Annotated in this window: 21 protein-coding genes; 11 read left to right on the forward strand and 10 right to left on the reverse strand. The window is 72.7% G+C overall.

All coding sequences use genetic code 11. From position 1 onward, the window contains the following. Window positions 1-50: 50 nt before the first annotated feature. Together MTO99_RS07600 and MTO99_RS07605 are read left to right on the forward strand one after the other, a co-directional pair. Window positions 51-275, forward strand: a complete 225-nt coding sequence (locus MTO99_RS07600; protein WP_243558200.1) for a DUF3107 domain-containing protein — start codon at window positions 51-53, stop codon at window positions 273-275. Beyond that, complete coding sequence (locus MTO99_RS07605; RefSeq protein WP_243558201.1) at window positions 275-586, forward strand: hypothetical protein; 312 nt, start codon at window positions 275-277, stop codon at window positions 584-586. The genes MTO99_RS07600 and MTO99_RS07605 overlap by 1 nt, the downstream gene beginning before the upstream one ends. 65 nt (window positions 587-651) lie before the next feature. On the opposite strand, the gene MTO99_RS07610 is transcribed toward MTO99_RS07605, so the two are convergent. Continuing rightward, on the reverse strand, window positions 652-1,353 hold the full coding sequence (locus MTO99_RS07610; RefSeq protein ID WP_243558202.1) for a ferritin-like fold-containing protein: 702 nt from the start codon (window positions 1,351-1,353) through the stop codon (window positions 652-654). Window positions 1,354-1,485: 132 nt separating this feature from the next. On the opposite strand from MTO99_RS07610, the gene MTO99_RS07615 reads away from it, so the two are divergent. Next, window positions 1,486-3,015, forward strand: coding sequence for a DEAD/DEAH box helicase (locus MTO99_RS07615; protein ID WP_243558203.1), 1,530 nt, complete (start codon window positions 1,486-1,488; stop codon window positions 3,013-3,015). A gap of 79 nt (window positions 3,016-3,094) precedes the next feature. Here the strand turns inward: MTO99_RS07615 and MTO99_RS07620 are convergent, their stop codons facing one another. Further along, window positions 3,095-3,976 carry a PHP domain-containing protein gene (locus MTO99_RS07620; RefSeq protein WP_243558204.1) on the reverse strand — a complete coding sequence of 294 codons (882 nt, stop codon included), beginning with the start codon at window positions 3,974-3,976 and terminating at the stop codon, window positions 3,095-3,097. Between the two features lie 100 nt (window positions 3,977-4,076). Between MTO99_RS07620 and MTO99_RS07625 the strand changes: the two genes are divergently transcribed. Continuing rightward, on the forward strand, window positions 4,077-5,174 hold the full coding sequence (locus tag MTO99_RS07625; RefSeq protein WP_243558205.1) for an endonuclease/exonuclease/phosphatase family protein: 1,098 nt from the start codon (window positions 4,077-4,079) through the stop codon (window positions 5,172-5,174). A 53-nt stretch (window positions 5,175-5,227) separates the two neighbouring features. Continuing rightward, window positions 5,228-6,811 (forward strand): aminopeptidase P family protein, encoded by a 1,584-nt coding sequence (locus MTO99_RS07630; protein ID WP_435520810.1) that lies wholly within the window; start codon window positions 5,228-5,230, stop codon window positions 6,809-6,811. A 75-nt stretch (window positions 6,812-6,886) separates the two neighbouring features. Here the strand turns inward: MTO99_RS07630 and MTO99_RS07635 are convergent, their stop codons facing one another. The 3 genes from MTO99_RS07635 to MTO99_RS07645 all read right to left on the reverse strand — a co-directional run bounded on the left by MTO99_RS07635 (window position 6,887) and on the right by MTO99_RS07645 (window position 9,400). Beyond that, window positions 6,887-7,495, reverse strand: coding sequence for a TetR/AcrR family transcriptional regulator (locus tag MTO99_RS07635; protein ID WP_243558207.1), 609 nt, complete (start codon window positions 7,493-7,495; stop codon window positions 6,887-6,889). Window positions 7,496-7,509: 14 nt separating this feature from the next. Continuing rightward, window positions 7,510-8,496, reverse strand: a complete 987-nt coding sequence (locus MTO99_RS07640) for a phosphotransferase family protein (RefSeq protein WP_243558208.1) — start codon at window positions 8,494-8,496, stop codon at window positions 7,510-7,512. Between the two features lie 121 nt (window positions 8,497-8,617). Beyond that, window positions 8,618-9,400, reverse strand: a complete 783-nt coding sequence (locus MTO99_RS07645; protein WP_243558209.1) for a YflT domain-containing protein — start codon at window positions 9,398-9,400, stop codon at window positions 8,618-8,620. Window positions 9,401-9,440: 40 nt separating this feature from the next. Between MTO99_RS07645 and MTO99_RS07650 the strand changes: the two genes are divergently transcribed. Genes MTO99_RS07650 through MTO99_RS07665 form a run of 4 tightly spaced genes read left to right on the forward strand, consistent with a single transcriptional unit; the run spans window position 9,441 to window position 13,445 of the window. Then, window positions 9,441-10,772 (forward strand): magnesium transporter MgtE N-terminal domain-containing protein, encoded by a 1,332-nt coding sequence (locus MTO99_RS07650; RefSeq protein ID WP_243558210.1) that lies wholly within the window; start codon window positions 9,441-9,443, stop codon window positions 10,770-10,772. After that, the gene (locus MTO99_RS07655) at window positions 10,759-11,289 is read left to right on the forward strand and encodes a DUF1003 domain-containing protein (protein WP_243558211.1); all 531 of its coding nucleotides are present in this window, start codon (window positions 10,759-10,761) and stop codon (window positions 11,287-11,289) included. The genes MTO99_RS07650 and MTO99_RS07655 overlap by 14 nt, the downstream gene beginning before the upstream one ends. Beyond that, window positions 11,276-12,481 (forward strand): Mrp/NBP35 family ATP-binding protein, encoded by a 1,206-nt coding sequence (locus tag MTO99_RS07660; RefSeq protein ID WP_243558212.1) that lies wholly within the window; start codon window positions 11,276-11,278, stop codon window positions 12,479-12,481. The genes MTO99_RS07655 and MTO99_RS07660 overlap by 14 nt, the downstream gene beginning before the upstream one ends. Before the next feature lie 4 nt (window positions 12,482-12,485). Beyond that, window positions 12,486-13,445, forward strand: coding sequence for a hypothetical protein (locus tag MTO99_RS07665; protein WP_243558213.1), 960 nt, complete (start codon window positions 12,486-12,488; stop codon window positions 13,443-13,445). A gap of 67 nt (window positions 13,446-13,512) precedes the next feature. On the opposite strand, the gene MTO99_RS07670 is transcribed toward MTO99_RS07665, so the two are convergent. Both MTO99_RS07670 and MTO99_RS07675 read right to left on the reverse strand, forming a co-directional pair. Beyond that, window positions 13,513-15,012, reverse strand: coding sequence for a pyridoxal phosphate-dependent decarboxylase family protein (locus tag MTO99_RS07670; RefSeq protein WP_243558214.1), 1,500 nt, complete (start codon window positions 15,010-15,012; stop codon window positions 13,513-13,515). After that, window positions 15,009-16,448, reverse strand: a complete 1,440-nt coding sequence (locus MTO99_RS07675; protein WP_243558215.1) for an MFS transporter — start codon at window positions 16,446-16,448, stop codon at window positions 15,009-15,011. The genes MTO99_RS07670 and MTO99_RS07675 overlap by 4 nt, the downstream gene beginning before the upstream one ends. A gap of 72 nt (window positions 16,449-16,520) precedes the next feature. On the opposite strand from MTO99_RS07675, the gene MTO99_RS07680 reads away from it, so the two are divergent. Further along, a complete protein-coding gene (locus MTO99_RS07680) occupies window positions 16,521-18,071 on the forward strand; it encodes a succinic semialdehyde dehydrogenase (RefSeq protein WP_243558216.1) in 1,551 nt (516 codons plus the stop codon). Window positions 18,072-18,189: 118 nt separating this feature from the next. Here the strand turns inward: MTO99_RS07680 and MTO99_RS07685 are convergent, their stop codons facing one another. Beyond that, on the reverse strand, window positions 18,190-18,579 hold the full coding sequence (locus tag MTO99_RS07685; RefSeq protein ID WP_243558217.1) for a twin-arginine translocase TatA/TatE family subunit: 390 nt from the start codon (window positions 18,577-18,579) through the stop codon (window positions 18,190-18,192). Window positions 18,580-18,669: 90 nt separating this feature from the next. Between MTO99_RS07685 and MTO99_RS07690 the strand changes: the two genes are divergently transcribed. Then, complete coding sequence (locus MTO99_RS07690) at window positions 18,670-19,302, forward strand: O-methyltransferase (protein ID WP_243558218.1); 633 nt, start codon at window positions 18,670-18,672, stop codon at window positions 19,300-19,302. 47 nt (window positions 19,303-19,349) lie between these two features. Here the strand turns inward: MTO99_RS07690 and MTO99_RS07695 are convergent, their stop codons facing one another. Then, window positions 19,350-19,523, reverse strand: coding sequence for a DUF3117 domain-containing protein (locus MTO99_RS07695; protein WP_067875042.1), 174 nt, complete (start codon window positions 19,521-19,523; stop codon window positions 19,350-19,352). A 100-nt stretch (window positions 19,524-19,623) separates the two neighbouring features. Then, window positions 19,624-20,862 carry a hypothetical protein gene (locus tag MTO99_RS07700; protein ID WP_243558219.1) on the reverse strand — a complete coding sequence of 413 codons (1,239 nt, stop codon included), beginning with the start codon at window positions 20,860-20,862 and terminating at the stop codon, window positions 19,624-19,626. Window positions 20,863-20,871: the final 9 nt, after the last annotated feature.

The following is a 20,871-nucleotide window of genomic DNA, read 5'->3' on the forward strand; positions in this document are numbered from 1 at the left end:
GTCTGCCATAGTGTTGGCACCAGCGTTGACAGCAGGACGAAAGGCGCACCGTGGACGTTCGTATCGGCATCCAGGACTCCCCCCGCGAACTGGGATTCGAGACCTCCCAGTCCGCCGCGGAGGTCGAGCAGGCGGTCGCGGCCGCGCTCGGCGGGCAGACCCCGCACCTGCGCCTCGAAGACGTCAAGGGCAGCGTCTACCTGGTGCCCGCGGCGGCCCTCGCGTACGTCGAGATCGGCTCGGAGGAGTCGCGGCGGGTCGGGTTCGTCGCCTGATGGAACTGTTGTTCGTCACCCTCGGCGGTGCGATCCTCGGCCTGGCCGCCCGGTACGGGCTCCCGCGTCGGCAGACCCACGGCACCGTGCTCGTCCCCGCCATCGGGGCCGGCGTGGCCGCGGTCGTCTGGGTCGCGCTCACCTGGTTCGGCTGGCCGTGGGACGGCGGCTGGATCTGGGTCGTCTCCCTCGTCGCGGCCGGCGCCGTCTCGGCGCTTGCGGCCCTGCTCATCGGTCCGCGCCGCGAGCAGGCCGACGCCGAGCTGTTCGAGCGCCTCTCGCGGCCGGGCACGGCGGCGCGACGCGCGTAGCGCGCGCAGCGCGACATCCGTCCGGTTGCGACCGGCGCGCCTCGGGCCGTCGGGCGGGGTGCAGCTCAGGCCGTCAGGCCGAGCGCGTCCATCCGGCGCGTGTGCTCGGCGATGAGCTCGGTGAAGACCGGCTCGACCGCCTGATCGTCGCCGCCGGTGCGCAGCGCCGATCTGGCCACGAGCAGGGTGTCGCCGACGAGGCTGCGCCCCCACAGCGCGAGCCGGTCGGCCAGGCCGGGCACGTCGGCGATCGCCGAGGACAGCCGCTGCTCGAGCACGCCGCCCGCACCGGCCTCGGCGAGGATCACGCGCACGCGGGCGCCGAGATCGCTCGGCAGGCCCTCGGCGAGCCGGGAGAAGAAGTCGTCCAGGATGCCGCTCGTGACGTGGATGCCGAGCAGCAGCTCGTACCAGTCGTCGCCGCTCGTGATCTCGCGGAACCGCTCGGTCGCCGCAGCGAACGGCTGCATCATCGTGACCGGCTCGACGCCCTCGCGGCGCAGTTCGGCGATGAGCGCGTGGTGCTTGCGCAGCGCGACGCCGGCCGCGGCCGACAGCCCTTCCTTCGACACCAGGTCGGGCGCGGTCGCGACGGCGCGCGAGAGCCCCTCGAAGAACTCGAGCTGGATCGCGGCGGCCTGGCCGAGGAACGCGATCGGCTCGGGTGCGAGGTCGGTGAAGTCGACCCGCACCAGCTCGGTCGGCACGACCGAGGGCCGCAGGCCGGGCTCGGGTCGCGCCCTGCGCCTGTTGGACCACCACACCACCCCGCCAGCATACCCGGGGCGTTATCAGGGGTCTCGGATAGGCTGGTGGCGTGCGCGGACGACGGATCCGCGACCGTGCGCCTGGACGAGACAGGGCGCACCCTCCCCTTCATCGACAGGCAGAACACGGATTTGAGCACATTCGCAGACCTCGGCATCGCGTCCGACATCGTCGACGCCCTCGCCGGCAAGGGCATCATCGAGCCCTTCCCCATCCAGGAGCAGACCATCCCGCTGGCCCTCGGCGGCCAGGACATCATCGGCCAGGCCAAGACCGGCACCGGCAAGACGTTCGGCTTCGGCCTGCCGCTCATCCAGCGGCTCGGCGACGCGCCCGAGCCCGGCGTGCAGGCGCTCGTCGTCGTGCCGACGCGCGAACTGTGCGTGCAGGTGGCCGAAGACCTCGAGCTCGCGACCTCCAACCGGCCCACCACCGTGGTGTCCATCTACGGCGGCAAGGCGTACGAGGGCCAGATCGAGCAGATCAAGGCCGGCGCGCAGATCGTCGTCGGCACCCCCGGCCGGCTCCTCGACCTCGCCGGGCAGCGGCTGCTCAGCCTCAAGAACGTGCGCGAGATGGTGCTCGACGAGGCCGACAAGATGCTCGACCTCGGGTTCCTCTCCGACATCGAGAAGCTGTTCGCGCAGACGCCGGCCGACCGCCACACCATGCTGTTCTCGGCCACGATGCCCGGCCCGATCGTCGCGCTCGCGCGCCGCTTCATGTCCAAGCCCATCCACATCCGCGCGAACGACCCCGACGAGGGGCTCACGCAGGCGAACATCAAGCACCTCGTGTACCGGGCGCACTCGCTCGACAAGGACGAGGTGATCGCGCGCATCCTGCAGGCCGAGGGTCGCGGCAAGACGGTCATCTTCACGCGCACCAAGCGCGCAGCCGCGAAGCTCGTCGAAGAGCTCAACGACCGCGGCTTCAACGCCGCCGCCGTGCACGGCGACCTGAACCAAGACCAGCGCGAGCGCGCCATGGCCGCGTTCAAGGCCGGCAAGAAGGACGTCCTGATCGCCACGGATGTCGCGGCTCGCGGCATCGATGTCGACGATGTGACCCACGTCATCAACCACACCATCCCCGACGACGACAAGACGTACCTGCACCGTGCCGGCCGCACCGGCCGCGCCGGCAAGACCGGCATCGCGGTCACGTTCGTCGACTGGGACGACCTGCACAAGTGGGCGCTCATCAACCGCGCCCTCGAGTTCGGGCAGCCCGAGCCGACCGAGACCTACTCGTCGAGCCCGCACCTGTACACCGACCTCGGCATCCCCGAGGGCACGAAGGGCCGGCTGAAGCCCACGTCATCCGCCCCCGCGACCCGCTCGGCCACCGCCGGGCGCAGCGAGTCCGCCGGGCGCAGCGGTTCCACCGGGTCCGCCGGGCGCGGCGAGTCCGGCGACCGCGCACCGCGCACGCGCCGCCGCACCCGCGGCGGGCAGGCCCAGGGCACAGCGGAGGTCTCGTCGGCCGCCTCGACCGTCGAGAGCGCTGCCGTCGACGCGTCACGTGATCCGGGCTCGGGCACGCACGACGGCAAGGGCCACGAGCACCACGACGGCAACGCTGCGCCGCGTCGCCGCCGTCGCCGCCGCGGCGGTTCGCGCACCGGCGGCGGCCAGGCCCCGGCGGCACCGCAGGCCTGACCCGCGCACGACGACCGGATGCCCCGGAGGAGCCTGCTCCTCCGGGGCATCGGTCGTTTCGCCGGCGCCGGGCGCCCGGTCAGGCGGGCAGCACCGGGCGCGATCCGGTCGCCTCGGCGACGATGCGCGCGACGACGTCGGCCGACGTGCGGTGCTCGCCGAGCCGGTTCTGCTTGCCCGCGCCGTGGTAGTCGCTCGATCCGGTGACGACGAGCCCGAACCGGGCGGCGAGCTGGCGCAGCCGCGGCTTCGCGTCGGCGCGGTTCTCGGGGTGATCGATCTCGATCCCGAACAGGCCGGCGTCGACGAGCCGCGCGAGCCGCGCCTCGGGCAGCACCCGTTCGGCGCCCCGCGTGCCGGGGTGCGCGAGCACCGGCACGCCGCCCGCGGCCCGCACGAGCCGCACGGCGGTGAGCGGGTCGGGTGCGTAGTGCGGCTGCGCGTACACCGAACCGGGGTGGAGGATGCCGTCGAACGCGCTCGACCGGTCGGGCACATGCCCCCGGGCGACGAGCGCATCGGCGATGTGGGGTCGGCCGATCGTCGCACCGTCGGCGGCCTGGGCGAGCACATCGTCCCAGGTCAGGGCGTAGTCGGCCGAGATGCGCCGCACGATCTCTTCCGCTCGGGTCAGCCGCGACTCGCGGATGCGCGCCGTCTCGGCCAGCAACGCGTCGTCGAACGGGTCGAACAGGTAGGCGAGCAGGTGCACGCTGGTGAATCCCTCGCGCGTCGACAGCTCCATCCCGGGGATGAGCGCGACCCCGGTGCCCGCGACCGCTGCGGATGCCTCGGCCCACCCCGCGGTCGAGTCGTGGTCGGTGAGCGCGATCGCCGACAACCCCGCCGCGGCGGCCTCCCGCAGCAGCGCACCGGGCGCGACCGTGCCGTCGGACACCGTCGAGTGCACGTGCAGGTCGGCCTCGCCGATCGGCGGGACGGGCGCGGAGCCGGGGGCCATGGGCCCATGCTAGGGCAGGCATGCGATGCACGGCCGACTCCCAGCCGACGGTCGGCGCTCATCCGGCCGGCGTGCCGCCCGCGTGGCCTAGGTTGGAGGAATGCTCTCGCGCGTCGTCGGCCTGGTCGTCGTCGCGCTCGCCGCCCTCGCGGCCGCCGTGCTCGTGTGGCCGCAGGCGGTCGGCCTGAACGACCAGTGGGTCGCCGCCCACATCGTCGCGCTGCGCGGCTCGGCGGCCGTGATCGCGCTCGTCGGTGCGGCGGTGCTCGCGCTCGGCGCACTGATCCGCCCGATCCGGCGGGTGGCCGCGGCGCTCGCGGTCGTCGCCGCCCTCTACGCGCTCGCGAACGCCGGGATCCTCGCGGTGCGCGGTTTCGACGGGTCGGGCGGAACCGCCACGGATGCATCGCAGCCGGCCTCGGGCGAAGCATCCGATCCCGACGCATCCGACCCCGACCCGTCCGACCGGGTCGACCGGGTCGACCGGGTGACCGTCCTCGCCTGGAACACGCTCGGCGAGGTGCCCGAGGCATCCGTCATCGCCGAGCTCGCCCTCCGCGAGCAGGCCGATGTCATCGTGCTGCCCGAGACCACCGACCCGCTCGGCGAGGAGATCGCGATCGCGATGCGCGACGGTGGCCGGCCGATGTGGGTGCACACCTCGGCCTACAGCGTCGAGCTGAAGGCCCAGTCGACGACGTTGCTCATGAGCCCCGAGCTCGGGGAGTACCGGGTGACGACGCCCGACTGGCCCGGACCGCCCGACAACACGAACACGGTGCCCACGGTCGTGGCCGAACCGGTCGACGGCGTGGGGCCGCGCATCGTCGCCGCGCACGCGGTCGCGCCGATCCGCTGGGAGCTGCGCAACTGGCGCAGCGACCTCGACTGGCTCGCCGACCAGTGCGCGGGCGACGACGTGATCATGGCGGGCGACTTCAACGCGACGCTCGACCACTTCGCCGGGCGCGGCGTCGACGGCGGCGACCTCGGGCGCTGCCACGATGCCGCGCTGCAGGCCGGCGCGGCCGGGCTGGGCACCTGGCCGACCGACCTGCCGCAGGTGCTCGGCAGCCCCATCGACCACGTCCTCGCAACGCCCGACTGGAGGGTCGAGCGGTTCGAGGTGCTCGGCGAGTTCGACGACGCGGGCAGCGATCACCGGCCGGTCGTCGCCGAGCTCGTGCGCGTCGGCTGACCTGCTCGCGAGGCGTGCCCGCTCGGGCGGCGCATTCAGGCGACGGTGCGACAATGGACGCCATGTCCGAGACCACCGACACCAGCACCGTGCCCGCCGAGCCGACCGGCATCGAGTCGACCGAGGAGACGGGCCGCAACGCCAACCGGTCGACGACGCCGACGAGCGAGGGGTTCAAGGAATACATCGGCAGCGGCTGGGCCGAGCGCGACGAGGCGCTCCCGGCTCCGCGCGAGGCCGCCGCGCACGCCGCGCGCCGTCGTGCCGCCGTGTCGGCCGCGTTCCCGGGGCAGCGTCTGGTCATCCCCGCGGGCGACCTGAAGCAGCGCGCGAACGACACCGAGTATCCGTTCCGGCCGCACTCGGCGTTCGCGCACCTCACCGGCTGGGGTTCCGACTCCGAGCCCGGTGCCGTGCTCGTGCTGGAGCCCGAGGGCGGCGAGGGTCACATCGCCACCGTCTACTTCCGCGAGCGCGCGGGCCGCGACACCGAGGAGTTCTACGCGAACCCCGCGATCGGCGAGTTCTGGATCGGGCCGCGCCCGTCGCTGGCGCACGTGGCATCCGATCTGGCCGTCGACACCCGCGACCTGGCCGAGTTCGACGCGGTCGTCGACCGGGTCGACACCGCGACGCTCGTCGTCCGCGAGGCCGACGCCGCGCTCACCGAGCGCATCGACCACGCCCGCATCCGGTTCGCCGCCGAGCAGGCGCTGTCGACGAACGCCCAGGACGCGCCGTTCTCGATCGAGGTCGGCGACGACCACGCACCCGACGGCGAGCTGCTGCGAGTGCTCAGCGAACTGCGTCTCGTCAAGGACGAGTACGAGATCGCCCAACTGCGTGCGGCCGTCGACGCGACCCAGCGCGGGTTCGGCGAGGTGCTGCGTGAGCTGCCGCGCATCACGAGCGAGGTGCGCGGCGAGCGCGTCATCGAGGGCGTCTTCGCCACCCGGGCCCGCCTCGACGGCAACGACGTCGGCTACGGCTCGATCGCCGCGGCCGGCCCGCACGCGACCATCCTGCACTGGACCCGCAACGACGGGCCCGTCGTGCCGGGGGATCTCGTGCTGCTCGACGCGGGCGTCGAGATGGACAGCCTCTACACGGCCGACATCACGCGGACCTTCCCGGTGAACGGCACGTTCTCCGACGTGCAGCGGCTGGTCTACGAGGCGGTGCGCGAGGCGGCCGATGCGGCGTTCGCGATCGTGCGCCCGGGCATCGTGTTCCGCGAGGTGCACGCCGCGGCGATGCAGGTCATCGCGCGCAAGACCGCCGAGTGGGGATTCCTGCCGGTGACGGCCGAGGTGTCGCTGGAGCCCGAGAACCAGTTCCACCGCCGCTACATGGTGCACGGCACGAGCCACCACCTCGGCCTGGACGTGCACGACTGCGCGCAGGCGCGACGCGAGCTGTACATGGACGGCGTCATCGAGGCCGGCATGGTGTTCACGATCGAGCCGGGCCTGTACTTCCAGCCCGACGATCTGACCGTGCCCGAGGAGTTCCGCGGCATCGGCGTGCGCATCGAGGACGACATCCTCGTCACCGCCGACGGCGCCGAGAACCTCTCGGCCGGCATCCCGCGCACGGCCGACGAGGTCGAGGCCTGGGTGCGCGGCGCGCAGCGCTGACGGGGCGGATGCCTCGGGGCGGATGCCTCGGGGCTGATGCCTCGGGGCTGGCGGGGCGCCGCCCGAACGATCCGCCTACGGCAGCGGGACGCGCACGATCTCGCCGAGCCGATGCCGCAGCCGCTCCCCCATGTCGACGCTGCGCTCGTCGAGCAGCCACTGCACCTGCAACCCGTCGATGAGCGCGATCACCTCGGATTCGAGACCGGCCACCGCGACCGTGTCGCGCAGCAGCCCGCGCCGGTCGAGTTCCCCGAACGCGTCGCGCAGGTCGCGGCGCAGCCCGTCGTAGCGCGCGGCGAACGTCGCGTGCGCCGGGTGCTCGGGGTCGGATGCCTCGGTCGAGAGCACTGCGAAGAGGCTGACGATCCCCCGCTGCGTCGCGTTGTGCTCGACCGCGCGAACGAGTCGGGCCAGGTAGTCGAAACCGTCGCGGGAAGGGTCGGCGCCGGCGAAGAACCGGGCGTCGTTCTGGCGATCGCGTTCGGCGAGGACAGCGGCGAGCAACGTCTCCTTGGACGGGAAGTGGTGCGCGAGGCCCGCGCGCGACACCCCGCACGCTGCGGCGATCTGCACCATGCTCGCGTGGCGGAACCCGTTGCCCGCGAACGCGTCGAACGCCGCGGCGACGATGTCGGCGCGGCGCCGGTCGCCCTTCGCATAGCCGCCCCGCTCGGTCGTCATCTCGCGCTCCGCCCTCACCCGAACAGCGGCATGAGCTCGTCGAGCCGGGCGCGCGACCAGTCGTACTGCCACGGTTCGGCGTGGCCCCGGTACCGGGTCTCGACGATCATCACGAGCACCAGGTAGAGGGTGTACAGCCGCCGGCGGCGGCGTTCGGTCTCGGTGAGATCGGCGGCATCCCGACCGTACCCGCGGAGGAAGGCCGACGGGTCGCCGAAGGCGGCGAGGTCGATGCCCGTGAAACCGCCCTCGATGAGCGGGTCCCCCCACAGCGCGCGCTCATGGTCGATGATCGCGACGATGCGCCCGTCGCGCACCATCGTGTTGCCCGGCCACAGATCCCATTCGACGAACCTCGGCTCGACGACCTCGTCGAGCGCGTCGGCATGCGCCGCGACGACCTCGCGGAGCTCGGCGTACGAACGCCCGAGGTCGACGTCGGCACGCTCGCCGTCGCGCAGCACGTCGCCGATCATGCCGGTGAAGGCCTCGCGCCACGTCGCGAACCCCGGCCCGCGCAGCGGCCCGAAGTGCGGGCCGATCACGGAGTTCAGCTCGCGGGTGACCGCACCGAGCTGCTCGTGCAACAGGTCGGACTCGTCGGGTGCGACCCGACCCGATTCGAGCAGCACCCCGAAGTTGTCGGCGTCGATGTACGGCATCGTGAACCAGTCGGCGTCGCAGAGGGTGCGCGTCGTGTCGGCGAAGTCGATGCGCGGCACCGGTACCCCGGTGTGCTCCTGCACGAGCGCGAGCGCGGTGAGCTCGTTGCGCATCATCTCGTGTTCGTAGCTCATCACCTCGACGTCGGCGGGCGGCGCGATCTTCAGCACCACCTCGGCTCCGTCGGCCAGACGCACGCGGTAGGCGACGTTGAACCAGCCGTGTCCGAGTTCGTCGGCGATGTCGTCGCCGACCGGCACCCGGCCGGGGCCGTACGCCCGCTCGATCATCGACTTCAGCGCGTCCAGCGACTGGCGGTTCTTGGTGATGCTCTCCAACGCCGGTCCTCATCCTCGAGCGACGTGCACGCGCGGGCGCGCGGCGGCGTCGAGCAACGTATCACGAAAACCGGCAGGGGTGTCGGTATTCGGAACGCGATCGATGGACTCGGCCGCCGGCTCAGGCGCGGTCGTCGGCAGGCGGTGCCGCCTCGGTCTGCTCGGACGAACCGGATGCATCCGATGCTTCTGACGACCCGGATGCCCCGTCCTCCGCACCGGGGGCGTACTCGCCGTACTGCGGCCTCGCGGGGCGCGTCGCCGCGGCGTCGGCTTCGGCCCGGGCGCGCTTGGCGGCATCCGTGGCCTCACCGTACGTGCGGGGCGCCGGCGAGGCATCCGATGCGCCCTGGCCCCCGACCGCCGAAGCCGACGGCGCGGGCGACGCCGGCGCAGCCGGAGCCGCCGCGACCGGCGCGCCGACCCCGAGCACGGTGCGCGCCCGCTCGACGTGCGCGGCACCCGCGATGATCGCGTACTTCGTCGCGATGACCTGCATGGTCGAGGTGAAGTCGCGGCGGCGGCGGTTGATCGAGTACGAGACGAGCCCGAAGATCATGCCGAAGCCGGCGCCGATGAGGATGGCCGAGCCGAGCAGGCCCAGCCCGGCGCCCGTCGGCGAGAAGATGAAGAACAGCAAGCCGAGGAACGTGCCGAACCACGCACCCGACAGGGCACCGCCCCCGGCGACCCGACCCCAGGTGAGCTTGCCGGTGATGCGCTCGACGCTGGTCAGATCGGTGCCGACGATGGAGAGCTCGGCGACGGGGAACTCCGCCTTCGCGAGCCGGTCGACCGCCGCCTGCGCCTCGGGGTAGGTGTCGTAGCTCGCGACGGTCTCTCCCTTCGGCAGCGAAGGGAACTGCTGCGCCGCACGGGCGCGGAACGGCGACGGGCTGCTCATCGGCTCATTGTCGCACGCCCGCCCGCACTAGAGTCGGTATGTGAGCGCCACGAGAGTCTTCGTCGCCCGACTCGCCGGATGCGCGGTCTTCGATCCCGCCGGCGATCGGGTCGGACGAGTGCGCGATGTGCTCGTCGTGTACCGCAAGAACCACCCGCCCCGGGTGGTCGGACTCATCGTCGAGATCCCGGGCAAACGCCGGGTGTTCCTCTCGATCGGGCGGGTCACCTCGATCGCGGGCGGTCAGATCATCACGACCGGTCTCATCAACCTGCGCCGGTTCGAGCAGCGCGGCGGCGAGGTGCGCGTCATCGCCGAGATGCTCGGCCGCAAAGTCGTCTTCAACGACGGCTCGGGCGAGGCGACCATCGAGGACGTCGCGATCGGCGAGCAGGAGCAGGGCGAGTGGGAGGTCGAGCAGCTCTTCGTGCGCCGGCCCAAGGGGGCGTCGCCGTTCTCGAAGGGCCAGTCGGCGTACGTCACGTGGCGCGAGGTGCGCGAGCTCAACGCGCCCGGCGAGGCGCAGTCCGCCGAGCACCTCATCGCGACCTACTCCGAGCTGAAGCCGGCCGACCTCGCGAACACGCTCCTCGACCTGCCGCCGCAGCGCCGGCACGAGGTCGCCGAGGAGCTGCCCGACGACCGGCTCGCCGACGTGCTCGAAGAGATGCCCGAGTCCGACCAGGTCGACATCATCGCGCAGCTCGACGACGACCGCGTCGCCGACGTGCTCGACCAGATGCAGCCCGACGACGCGGCCGACCTCATCGCGCAGCTTCCCGACGACCGGCAGGAGCACCTGCTCGAGCTCATGGAGCCCGAAGAGGCCGAAGACGTCCGCATGCTGCTGAGCTACGCGCCCGAATCGGCCGGCGGGCTCATGACGACCGAGCCGATCATCCTCTCGGCCGACGCGACCGTGGCCGAGGGGCTCGCGATGATCCGCCGACATGACCTGGCGCCCGCGCTCGGCGCGGCGGTGTGCGTCACCCTGCCTCCGTACGAGCCGCCCACCGGGCGGTTCCTCGGCATGGTGCATTTCCAGCGGATGCTCCGCTACCCGCCGCACGAGCGGCTGGGCTCCCTCATCGACCAGGGGCTCGAACCCGTGCGCGCCGACACGTCGGCCGCCGAGGTGAGCCGCATCCTCGCCAGCTACGACCTGGTCTCGGTGCCGGTCGTCGACGAGAAGCATCGACTCGTCGGGGTGGTGACCATCGACGACGTGCTCGACTACCTGTTGCCCGAAGACTGGCGAAGTCATCCCGACGACCAGGACGATCTGGCGCGCCGCGCGACCGCGCGGGCGCAGCTGACCACGGGGAGCATCCCCATCCCAGGCGGAAGGAGGGCAGGAGATGGCACGCGCTGACGTCGACGACCGCCGGTTCGAGACCCCGAAGGGCACGCGCCGATCCGTGCCCTTCCGCGGCAGCAGCGACAGCGACCGGTTCGGCCGGGCGACCGAGGTGATCGCCCGCGGCATGGGCACGCCGTGGTTCCTGCTCGGGCTCTCGCTGTTCGTCGCGCTGTGGATGCTGTGGAACACGCTCGCACCCGCCGAGTGGCAGTTCGACCGCGCCGACTACGGATTCATCGCCCTGACGCTGGTGCTCTCGCTCCAGGCGTCGTACGCGGCCCCGCTCATCCTGCTCGCGCAGAACCGGCAGGACGACCGCGACCGGGTGCAGATCGAACAGGACCGCCAGCGCGCCGAGCGCAACCTCGCCGACACCGAGTACCTCGCCCGCGAAGTGGTCGCGCTGCGACTCGCGGTGAAGGACCTCGCGTCGAAGGAGTTCATCCGGCAGGAGCTGCGGCAGGTGCTCGACGAGCTCGATCGGCGCGACGACGAGCAGCAGGAGGCCGCCGAGCATGCCCGATCCTGACCCGGCCGAGGACGCGACCGAGTCGGCTCGCGTCGGCGATCTGGAGCGCGGCGTCCTCGCCGCGCTCGGCTCGGTGATCGACCCCGAGATCCGCAAACCCATCACCGAACTCGACATGGTCGCGGGCGTTGCGGCGGGCGCGGACGGCCGGGTGCGCGTCGACGTGCGGTTGACGATCGTCGGATGCCCCGCCAGCGACCGCATCGAACGCGACGTGCGGGCGGCCGCCGAACAAGTAGTCGGCGCGGGCAACGCCGACGTCGAGCTGTCGGTGATGACACCCGCGCAGCGACAGGCGCTGACCGAGAAGTTGCGCGGCGGACGGGCGGCGCGCACGAACCCGTTCGGGCCGGGCACGCTCACCCGGGTGATCGCGGTCACGAGCGGCAAGGGCGGGGTCGGCAAGTCGACGCTCACGGCGAACCTCGCGGTCGCGCTCGCCGCGCGCGGGCTCGCCGTGGGGGTCATCGACGCCGACGTACACGGGTACTCGATCCCGGGCCTGCTCGGCCTGGTCGACGACCGCGGCGACGCGGTGAAGCCGACTCAGGTCGACGACATGATCCTGCCGCCCGTCGCGCACGGGGTGAAGGTCATCTCGATCGGCATGTTCGTCGAGGCGCCCGAGGGCGGCCGCGCGTCGTCCGTCGCGGTCGCCTGGCGCGGGCCGATGCTGCACCGCACGCTGTCGCAGTTCCTCACCGACGTGTACTTCGGCGACCTGGACGTGCTGCTCGTCGACCTGCCGCCCGGCACCGGCGACATCGCGATCTCGCTCGGACAGCTGCTGCCCAACGCCGAAGTGGTGGTCGTGACGACCCCGCAGCCCGCGGCCGCCGACGTGGCGGAGCGGTCGGGCGTCGTCGCCCGCCAGACCGGCCAGCAGGTCGTCGGCGTGGTGGAGAACATGGCCGGCCTGCCCGGGCCCGACGGCACCGTGCTCGACCTGTTCGGCGCGGGTGGCGGGGCCGAAGTCGCCCGTCGGTTGTCCGAGGGGCAGCCGGGGCCGGTGCCGCTGCTGGCGAGCGTGCCGCTCAGCATCGCGTTGCGTCGCGGCGGCGACGAGGGCGTGCCGGTGGTCGTGGCCGAGCCCGACGACCCCGCGGCGCGCGCGATCGAACGGGTCGCCGCGGCGTTGGCCGCACGGCCCCGGTCGCTGCAGGGTCGTCGGCTCGACGTGTCGGTTCGGTGAGCGGATGCGCCGGCTACCTGCCCTGCGCATCCGCGCGGCGCGGGTCGCGCTTGCGGGCGCGCTGATCATGTCCCTGGCCGGATGCGCCGAGTCTGGCGGCGAGCGGATCGACCCCGCCGGACTCGACGGCCTCTCGGCGTCGGTCGGGCAGGGCCGCGTGGATGTCTCGGGCGGTCGCGTGTTCGTCCTCGTCTCGAACGGCCGCGACGACGACGTGACGGTCGAGTCGGTCGAGGTGCGCTCGCCCGGTTTCGCGCCGGGTATGGCGAAACGGGATGCCACGGAGTTCGCGGCCGGCCAGGCGATCGCGATCCGGCTCATGCCGACCGAGGCGGTGTGCACCGAGGCGGTCGCACCCGTCTCCGTCGTGCTCGACATCGTCACGTCCGACGGGGCAGCGCATGGCGTGCTGCCCGCCGACGACGCCTACGGCGCGCTGCAGCGCGTGCACGACCAGGCCTGTCTCGGCGAGGCGGTCGCGGCGATCGCGGCGATCGAACTGCCCGAGCACCTGCGCACCACCGGGTCGGGCGCAGATGCACGGGCGGTGATCGACGTGGCGGTGACGCCGATCGGCGGCGACGGCTCGCTGCGTCTCACCGGCGTGAGCGGCACGACGCTGCTGAATGCCGAGGACGCACCCGACTGGACGCTCGACGTCACGATCGCCGGCACCGACCAGCCCTCGACGATCGAGTTGCCGGTGAAGCCGAACCGCTGCGACGCCCATGCCGTCGCGGAGGACAAGCTCGGCACCATTCTGCCGTTCGAGATCGCGGTCTTGGACGGACCCGCCGGGCAACTCGGCCTGAAGTCGGGCGATTCCCTGCGCGCCGACCTCTACGCCTACTACGCCGAACGCTGCGGCCTCCCGAGCGGCTCATCCGTCCCGCGGTTCCCCGCACATCGCGCATTCCAGGCACCGTGTTCAGACCGAGCCACGACTCGCGATGCCTCGGACTGAACACGGTACCTGCGGCGCGTGCGGGTCAGCCTGCGGCGCGTGCGGGTCAGCCTGCGGCGCGTGCGGGTCAGCCTGCGGCCGGCTCCACCACCCGCGCCAGCAACTCGATCAGCAAGCGCTCGGTGAGTGGCGCCGGCAACGCCTCGACGAGCGCCAGCACCGGCGCCATCCGCTCGGGCAGCGCTCCCCCGCCGCCGAGCAACCCGAACGAGCCGAGCAGTGCGGCAGCCCCATCGGCGTCGAGCCCGCTCTCCAGCAGCCCCGAGAGGTCGAGCCCGCCGAGCCCGGCAAGCACGTCCCGCCCGTCGACGGGCGCGACCCCGCGCACCGCGTCCGCCGCGCCGATGAGCGCCTGCACGAGCTCGCCGAGCACCCCCTCGGTCACCGGCGTCACGGTGAGGTGCGTGGTGCGCGGCAGCACGGTGCCGTCGGCCTGCACGAGCGCGGGCTGCAACTGCAGGTGCCAGCCCGCCGCGCGCGCCGCGTCGGCCCAGTGGTGCGGGTCGACTCGGCGGTCGGCGCGCACCGAGGCATCCGTTCGCACCGCGATGAGCGGACCGACCGGGTCGCCGACGACCTGCAATCCCTCGATGCTGTCGACCGCGGCCCGCAGCGCGGCCGTCGCGCGCAGCGCCCGCGCGGTGAGCGACGCGAACCCCTCGCGGCCGAGCGCCTCGATGATCGCCCACGCTGCCGCGAGCGGCCCGGCGGGCTTCGAGCCGGTGAGCGTCGGGTTCACGACCGGATACCCCGGCCACTCGGTCGTCGCGAAGTACTGGAACCGTTGCCGGTCGCGCCCGCGCGTGAGCAGCACCGACACGCCCTTGGGCGCGTAGCCGTACTTGTGCAGGTCGGCCGACAGGCTGGTCACGCCCGGCACGGCGAAGTCCCACGCGGGCAGGTCGCCGCCGGGCATCGAGGCGTCGGCGAATCCGAGCGCGAAGCCCCCGATGCACGCATCCACGTGCACGGGCACCCCTCGCGCGGCAGCGAGCGCGGCGACCTCGGCGATCGGGTCGAGCGTGGCGAACGGGTACGACGGCGCGCTCACCACGACGAGCGCGACGTCGGGCGCGAGCCGGTCGGCGATCGCCTCGGGCGCGGGTCGCCCGGTCGCCGGGTCGACGGGCACGGTGTCGTACGCGACATCCAGCAGGTGGCACGCCTTGCGGAACGCGGCGTGGGCGGTGACCGGCGCGACGAGGCGCGCGCGGCCCTGCCCGCCGGCCGCGCGCCACGCGTCGCGCGCGGTCTTCACCGCGAGGATGCAGCTCTCGGTGCCGCCCGAGGTCACCGACCCGACCACCTCGTCGCCGCCGTGGAACACCTCGCGCGCGAACCCGACGACCCCGCGCTCCATCGCGGCGACCGACGTGAACGTGGTCGGGTCGAGCCCGTTGACCGGCTGCACGTGCCTCGCCGCGGCCGCCGCGAGCTCGTCGAGTTCGGCGAGCCCCGAGTCGTACACGTACGAGAGCACGCGCCCACCGTGGGTGGGCGCGTCCCGCCCGCGCAGCGCCTCGAGCTCGGCCAGGATCTCGGATGCCTCGCGGCGGAACCCGCTCATCGCACTGCTCCTTCGACCGCGGTCGCGGGTTCGATGTCGGCCCGGCCCAGCGGATACCGGCGGATGCCGACGAGGCTCGACGCGACGAGCGTCGCCGGGATGACGCTGAACGCGAGCACGATGCCGAGCACGGCGGCCGGGCCCTGGTCGACCGCCTGACCGGCGACCGATTCGACGTACCCGGTGAGCGCCAGCACGATCGACAGCACCGTCGCGCCGAGCGCCATCCCGGCGGTCTCGCCCGCCGTCCACACCCCGCTGAAGCTGCCGGCGCGCTCGTCACCGTGCATGCGCGCGTCGTGCGAAATCACATCGGGCAGCATCGCCATCGGCAGCGACTGCATGCCCGCGTAGGCGGCCCCGGCGAGCGCGACGGGCGCGTACACCCACGGCCCCGGCGCGAACGCGAGCCCCACGAGGGCGAGCGCCGCGACCGCGAAGATCGCGCTCGCCCACCCGAATCCGCGCTCCTTGCCGATGCGGCGCGCGATGACGCCCCAGACCGGCGCGCACAGCACCGCCGGCGCGATGAGCGCGACGAACAGCAACGTCACCGCGCTCTCGTCGTGCAGCACCCAGGTCGCGACGAACTGGGCTCCGGCGAGCATGAGCCCCGTCGCGAGGCCCTGCAGCACGAACACGCTCAGCAGCACCCGGAACGCGCGGCTGCGACGGAGCACGGCGATGCCGTCGCGGTACGCGCCGCGGATGCCGCCGCCCGGGCCGGCCGCGATCTCGGGTGTCGGCGTCGCCGGCGAGGCATCCGGCGCTCTCGATGCATCCGAGACATCCGCCCCGCTCGCCCCGCCCGCCCGACGCGGCGCGACCGTCGCGGCCACCAGCATGCCCAGCCCGATCGCGACGCCCGCGACGATCGCCATGACCAGATACCCGACGTGCTCGTCGTCGAACGCGGCGCGCACCTCTGGGCCTCCCGCGCCGAACAGCAGGATCGCGATGGTGAGCACCACGACCCGCCAGGTGAGCAGCCGGGTGCGCGCGTCGTAGCCGGGCGTGAGCTCGGCGGGCAGGGCGATGTACGGCACCTGGAACAGGCTGAACGAGGTCGCGGTCGCGAGGAAGGCGACCGCGACCCAGACCCCGGATGCCACGGGCCCGATGCCCGGCGGCACCGCGAACGTGAGCGCGAAGAAGACGGGCAGGGTGACCGCGCCCACGATCATGCGCGTGCGTCGCGTGCCGTGCCGGGCGAGTGCGCGGTCGCTGCGGTCGCCGATCCAGGGATCGATCACGACGTCCCACACCTTCGCCGCGGTGACGACGGCGCCGGCCGCGAGCGCGGCCACGCCGAGCGTGTCGGTGAGGTAGTACACGAGGACGAGTCCGGGCAGCGTCGCGAACCCGCCGGTGCCGATCGAACCGATCGCGTAGCGGGCGACGACGCCGCGCGGCAGGGGGCGCTGCGCTGCGGTCATGGGCGGCAAGTGTAGCCGCCTGTCGGCCGACCCCGGGCGAAGAAGTGGGACACCTGACCTAGACTGTGCGACATGCGCGCCACGACGGCCTCCCCCGCCCTGTTCGCGAGCCTCGCCGACGACGTCGTCGCCTCGGGCTCCGAGACCATCGCCGTGTCGGTGCCGGCCACCGGCGAACCGCACCACGACCTGCCCCGCTCGAGCGCCGACGACGTGCGCGACGCGGTGTCGCGCGCCCGCCTCGCGCAGCTGGCGTGGGCCAGGGCCGGCTTCGCGCACCGCCGCCGCGTGCTGCTGCGCGCCCACGACCTCATCCTCGACCGCGGTGACCTGCTGCTCGACCTCGCCCAGATCGAGAGCGGCAAGACCCGCGGGCAGGCGCTCGAAGAGCTCTACCAGGCCGCGTCCGTCACCCGGTTCAATGCCCTCGAGGCGCCGCGGGTGCTGAAAGGTCGTCACGTGCGGGCCGGAGTCCCGGTCGCGACGGCCACGCGCGTGCGGTACAGCCCCAAGGGCGTCGTCGGCGTCATCACCCCCTGGAACTACGCACTCAGCCTCGCCGCGATGGACGTCGTGCCCGCGCTGGCCGCCGGCTGCGGCGTCGTGCAGAAAGCCGACGACCACGGTGCGCTGACGATCCTCGCGCTGCGCCGCGCGTTCATCGACGCCGGCGTGCCCGAGGCGCTGTGGGCGGTCGTGACCGGCTCGCCCGACGAGGCCGGCGAGGCGCTCACCGACGAGGTCGACTACATCTGCTTCACCGGCTCGACCGCGACCGGGCGGAAGATCGCCGAGAAGGCCGGCCGCCGGCTGGTCGGCTGCTCGCTCGAGCTCGGCGGCAAGAACGCGATGCTCGTGCTCGACGACGTCGACCCCGAGCAGGCGGCCGCGGATGCCGCGTATGCCTGCTTCTCGGCGATGGGCCAGCTCTGCGTGTCGATCGAACGCATCTACGTCGACCGGCGCGTCGCCGAGCCGTTCACCCGCGCGCTCGTCGACCGCCTCTCGTCGGCGAAGATCGGCACCGGGCTCGAGTTCGACGCCGACTACGGGTCGCTCGCGAGCGCCGCGCAGCTCGAGCGGGTCACCGGCCACCTCGACGACGCCGTGTCGAAGGGCGCGACCGTGCTCGTGGGCGGCAAGCCGCGCCCCGACGCCGGCGCCTGGTGCTTCGAGCCGACCGTGCTCACGGACGTGACCCCCGACATGCGCGCCTACGCCGAGGAGACCTTCGGTGCGGTCGCCTCGCTCTACGTCGTCGACGGCGACGCCGAGGCGATCGTCGCGGCGAACCACAGCGAGTACGGCCTGAACGCCTCGGTGCTCACCCGTTCGCCGCGTCGCGCGCAACGCATCGCCGACGCGCTGGCCGCCGGCAGCGTGAACATCAACGAGGGCTACCGCGGGTCGTTCGGCTCGGTCGCCGCGCCGATGGGCGGTGTGAAGGCATCGGGGCTCGGCCGCCGCAACGGCCGCGAGGGACTGCTCCGGTTCGTAGACCCCGTCACCGTGTCGCGCGCGACCGGCCTGCTGCAGCTGCCGCGCACCGGTGCGGAGTTCCGGGTGCTCTCAGGCCCGTTCCTGCTGCTCGCGCGCGTGCTGCGGGCACTGCGCATCAGCTGAGCTGCCGCCCCGCTCCCTGAGCCCGTCGAAGGGAGCCCGCCCCGCTCCCTGAGCCCGTCGAAGGAAGCCCACCCCGCTCCCTGAGCCCGTCGAAGGGAGCCCACCCCGGACGAAACCCTCAGGTGGCCTCGGAGTCGAACGGCGCCGGTTCACCCGCGGCGAGCTGCTGCTTGCGCTTGCGCTGCAGGTAGGCCGAGTTCTCGTTGACCGCCGCGCGGGCCACGACCGGCTTCGCGGCGGGCTCGGTGAACGGGTCGGCGTCGCTCAGCGCCTCGCGGATGATGCGTCGGGGGTCGTACTGGCGCGGGTCGAGCTGCTTCCAGTCGACGTCGTCGAAGTCGGGGCCCATTTCTTCGCGCACACGATCTTTGGCCCCGTTCGCGAAGTCGCGCATCGACCGGACGAACTGGCCGAGCTTCGCGGCGTAGTGCGGCAGCCGTTCGGGCCCGAGCAGGAAGACGGCGATCACCCCGATGATCAGGAGCTTCTCGAACGTCAGGCCGAACATGCCTCAAGGATAGTCGGCGGCGAGGCGCGCTCACGCCCACCGCGCGCCCCGGTATTCTCGAGGGTTGAGTCACTCACCGGGAGCCGCCACGTGTCCGAACACGACCTGAACTGGAAGTACGTCGACGAGTCGGTCGCCGAAAGCGACGCCGTCGCCCGAGCCAGACAGCAGTCGCTGGAGCTCGGCATCGATGCGGTCTCGCCGGCCACCGCCGCGCAGCTCGCGGTACTCGCCGCGGCGAGTCGGGCCGAATCGATCATCGAGGTCGGCACGGGGGTCGGGGTGTCGGGGCTGTCCATGCTGCTCGCGGCACGAGCGTCGCTGCTCACCTCGATCGATTCCGAGACCGAGTACCAGCAGCATGCCCGCACCCACTTCGCCGACGCGGGCATCCCGCCGGCCCGCATCCGTCTCATCACGGGCCGGGCGAGCGAGGTGCTGCCGCGCATGAACGAGTCCTCGTACGACATCGTGTTCCTCGACGCCGACCCGGCATCGGTGATCGAGTACGTGGAGCACGGGCTGCGTCTCGCGAAGCCCGGCGGCATGGTGCTCGTGGCGCGAACCCTGTGGAAGGGGCGCGTGGCCGACCCGGCCAGGCGCGACGACACCACGGTCGCGTTCCGCACGCTCATCACCGAGCTTGCGGCCTCGCCGGCCGTGGTCACGGCCATCTCCCCCGCCGGAGACGGCCTGTTGCAGATCGTGAAGCTGGGCGCCTGAGCCGACCACCCCGCAGGGGAACCGGCTCAGACGCCCAGTCGCTGGGATCAGGCGGGATTCACGACGCCGCCGAGGACGTCGTAGAGCTCCTTGGCCTCAGCATCGTTCACCGAGACGACGAGACGGCCGCCTCCTTCGAGCGGAACCCGCACGATGATGAGTCGACCCTCCTTCACAGCCTCCATCGGCCCGTCTCCGGTGCGTGGCTTCATGGCCGCCATTGAGCTTCCCCTTTCGTGGCTGAGCTTCCATTATCCCCCGCATCACCGACCGCCGGGAAATCGTTGTCTGACCTGTGGACGACGAACGGTGTCGCGAGGCTCACGGCGGGGTCCAATCGCGCCCCTGGATCGACCAGGCGATGAACAGCCAGCCGTACTGCAGGGCGAGCAGCACGACGACCAGCGACCACCGGTACCAGCGGGCGCGCGGCACGGCCAGCGCGCCGGCGAGCGGGAACATCGGCGCGAGGATGCGGAACGTGCTCGACTGCGGGAAGAACACCGCGAGCAGGTAGAGCGCATAGCTCACGAGCCACAGCCGCAGGTCGATGCCCAGCCGTCGGACGGCCGGCAGCAGCATGACCATCGCGAACGCCACGATGAGACCGACGACCACGATCGTGCCCCACGGCTGCCCCAGCCACCAGTCGCCGCTCGCGAACCACGCGGTGAACGGCACGAGGTCGACGGGCCCGAGGTACGCCGAGCGCCACGCCAGCTCGGTGTCGGTGTACGCGTGCAGGTCGCCGGTGACGACCCACGCAGCGACGAGCCATCCGACCCCGGCCGCCGCCGTGAACACGGCGGCCGCGGCCGCAAGCCATCGCTCGCCGACCGGGAACGGGTCGTCGGCGCGGCGCAGCCAGCGCACGATCCAGTGCAGCCCGAGGGTGAGCGCGAACGCGAGCGCTCCGGGGCGCGTGAACGACCAGACGAGCACGATCGGGAACAGCCAGGCGTACTGGCGTTTCACGAGCAGCAGCAGCGCCGTGGCCAGCAGCAGAAACCCGAGTGACTCCGCGTAGCCGAGCTGCATGATCGGCGCCACCGGGGCGACGCAGAAGATCACGACCGCGAACATCGCCCGGTCGGGTTCGAGGAACCGGATCATCAGCCGGTGGAACACGAGCGCTGCGCCCAGCCCGGCCGCGAGGGCGACGAGCACCGCCGCCGCATCCCAGCCGAGCCCGATCGACGCGAACACCCGCACGATGAGCGGGTAGACCGGCATGAACGCCCAGGCGTTCTCGGCGACCTGCCCGGTGTCGGTGCGGGGCAGCTCGCTCGGGTAGCCCCAGCCGGCGATGAGCTCGTACCAGCGCGAGTCCCAGAGGTTGGAGTACTCGAACAGGCCGGGATGCGCACCCGTCCACGCGTTCGGCCCCTGCCCGCTCGCGAGGACGAGCAGGAACACGGTCGTCACTGCGCGCGCGGCGACGAAGACGAGGATGACCCGCGCCCACCACGGCAGCAGCCGCCACCGCACCCGCGGCGACCATCTGGTCACGCGGAACGGGTCGGGCTCGCGCTCGTGCTTCGTCGGGCTCGCGGCGCTCATCGCGGTCTG

This window comes from Agromyces larvae, from assembly GCF_022811705.1.
Classification (GTDB): domain Bacteria; phylum Actinomycetota; class Actinomycetes; order Actinomycetales; family Microbacteriaceae; genus Agromyces; species Agromyces larvae.

What these genes read in the sequence shown, in the direction of transcription:
- MTO99_RS07680 (WP_243558216.1), top strand. Translation starts at nt 16,521, where the DNA reads ATGCGCGCCACGACGGCCTCCCCCGCCCTGTTCGCGAGCCTCGCCGAC.
- MTO99_RS07685 (WP_243558217.1), bottom strand. Translation starts at nt 18,579, where the DNA reads ATGTTCGGCCTGACGTTCGAGAAGCTCCTGATCATCGGGGTGATCGCC.
- MTO99_RS07620 (WP_243558204.1), bottom strand. Translation starts at nt 3,976, where the DNA reads ATGGCCCCCGGCTCCGCGCCCGTCCCGCCGATCGGCGAGGCCGACCTG.
- MTO99_RS07695 (WP_067875042.1), bottom strand. Translation starts at nt 19,523, where the DNA reads ATGGCGGCCATGAAGCCACGCACCGGAGACGGGCCGATGGAGGCTGTG.
- MTO99_RS07665 (WP_243558213.1), top strand. Translation starts at nt 12,486, where the DNA reads ATGCGCCGGCTACCTGCCCTGCGCATCCGCGCGGCGCGGGTCGCGCTT.
- MTO99_RS07670 (WP_243558214.1), bottom strand. Translation starts at nt 15,012, where the DNA reads ATGAGCGGGTTCCGCCGCGAGGCATCCGAGATCCTGGCCGAGCTCGAG.
- MTO99_RS07625 (WP_243558205.1), top strand. Translation starts at nt 4,077, where the DNA reads ATGCTCTCGCGCGTCGTCGGCCTGGTCGTCGTCGCGCTCGCCGCCCTC.
- MTO99_RS07655 (WP_243558211.1), top strand. Translation starts at nt 10,759, where the DNA reads ATGGCACGCGCTGACGTCGACGACCGCCGGTTCGAGACCCCGAAGGGC.
- MTO99_RS07660 (WP_243558212.1), top strand. Translation starts at nt 11,276, where the DNA reads ATGCCCGATCCTGACCCGGCCGAGGACGCGACCGAGTCGGCTCGCGTC.
- MTO99_RS07630 (WP_435520810.1), top strand. Translation starts at nt 5,228, where the DNA reads ATGGACGCCATGTCCGAGACCACCGACACCAGCACCGTGCCCGCCGAG.
- MTO99_RS07635 (WP_243558207.1), bottom strand. Translation starts at nt 7,495, where the DNA reads ATGACGACCGAGCGGGGCGGCTATGCGAAGGGCGACCGGCGCCGCGCC.
- MTO99_RS07675 (WP_243558215.1), bottom strand. Translation starts at nt 16,448, where the DNA reads ATGACCGCAGCGCAGCGCCCCCTGCCGCGCGGCGTCGTCGCCCGCTAC.
- MTO99_RS07700 (WP_243558219.1), bottom strand. Translation starts at nt 20,862, where the DNA reads ATGAGCGCCGCGAGCCCGACGAAGCACGAGCGCGAGCCCGACCCGTTC.
- MTO99_RS07645 (WP_243558209.1), bottom strand. Translation starts at nt 9,400, where the DNA reads ATGAGCAGCCCGTCGCCGTTCCGCGCCCGTGCGGCGCAGCAGTTCCCT.
- MTO99_RS07605 (WP_243558201.1), top strand. Translation starts at nt 275, where the DNA reads ATGGAACTGTTGTTCGTCACCCTCGGCGGTGCGATCCTCGGCCTGGCC.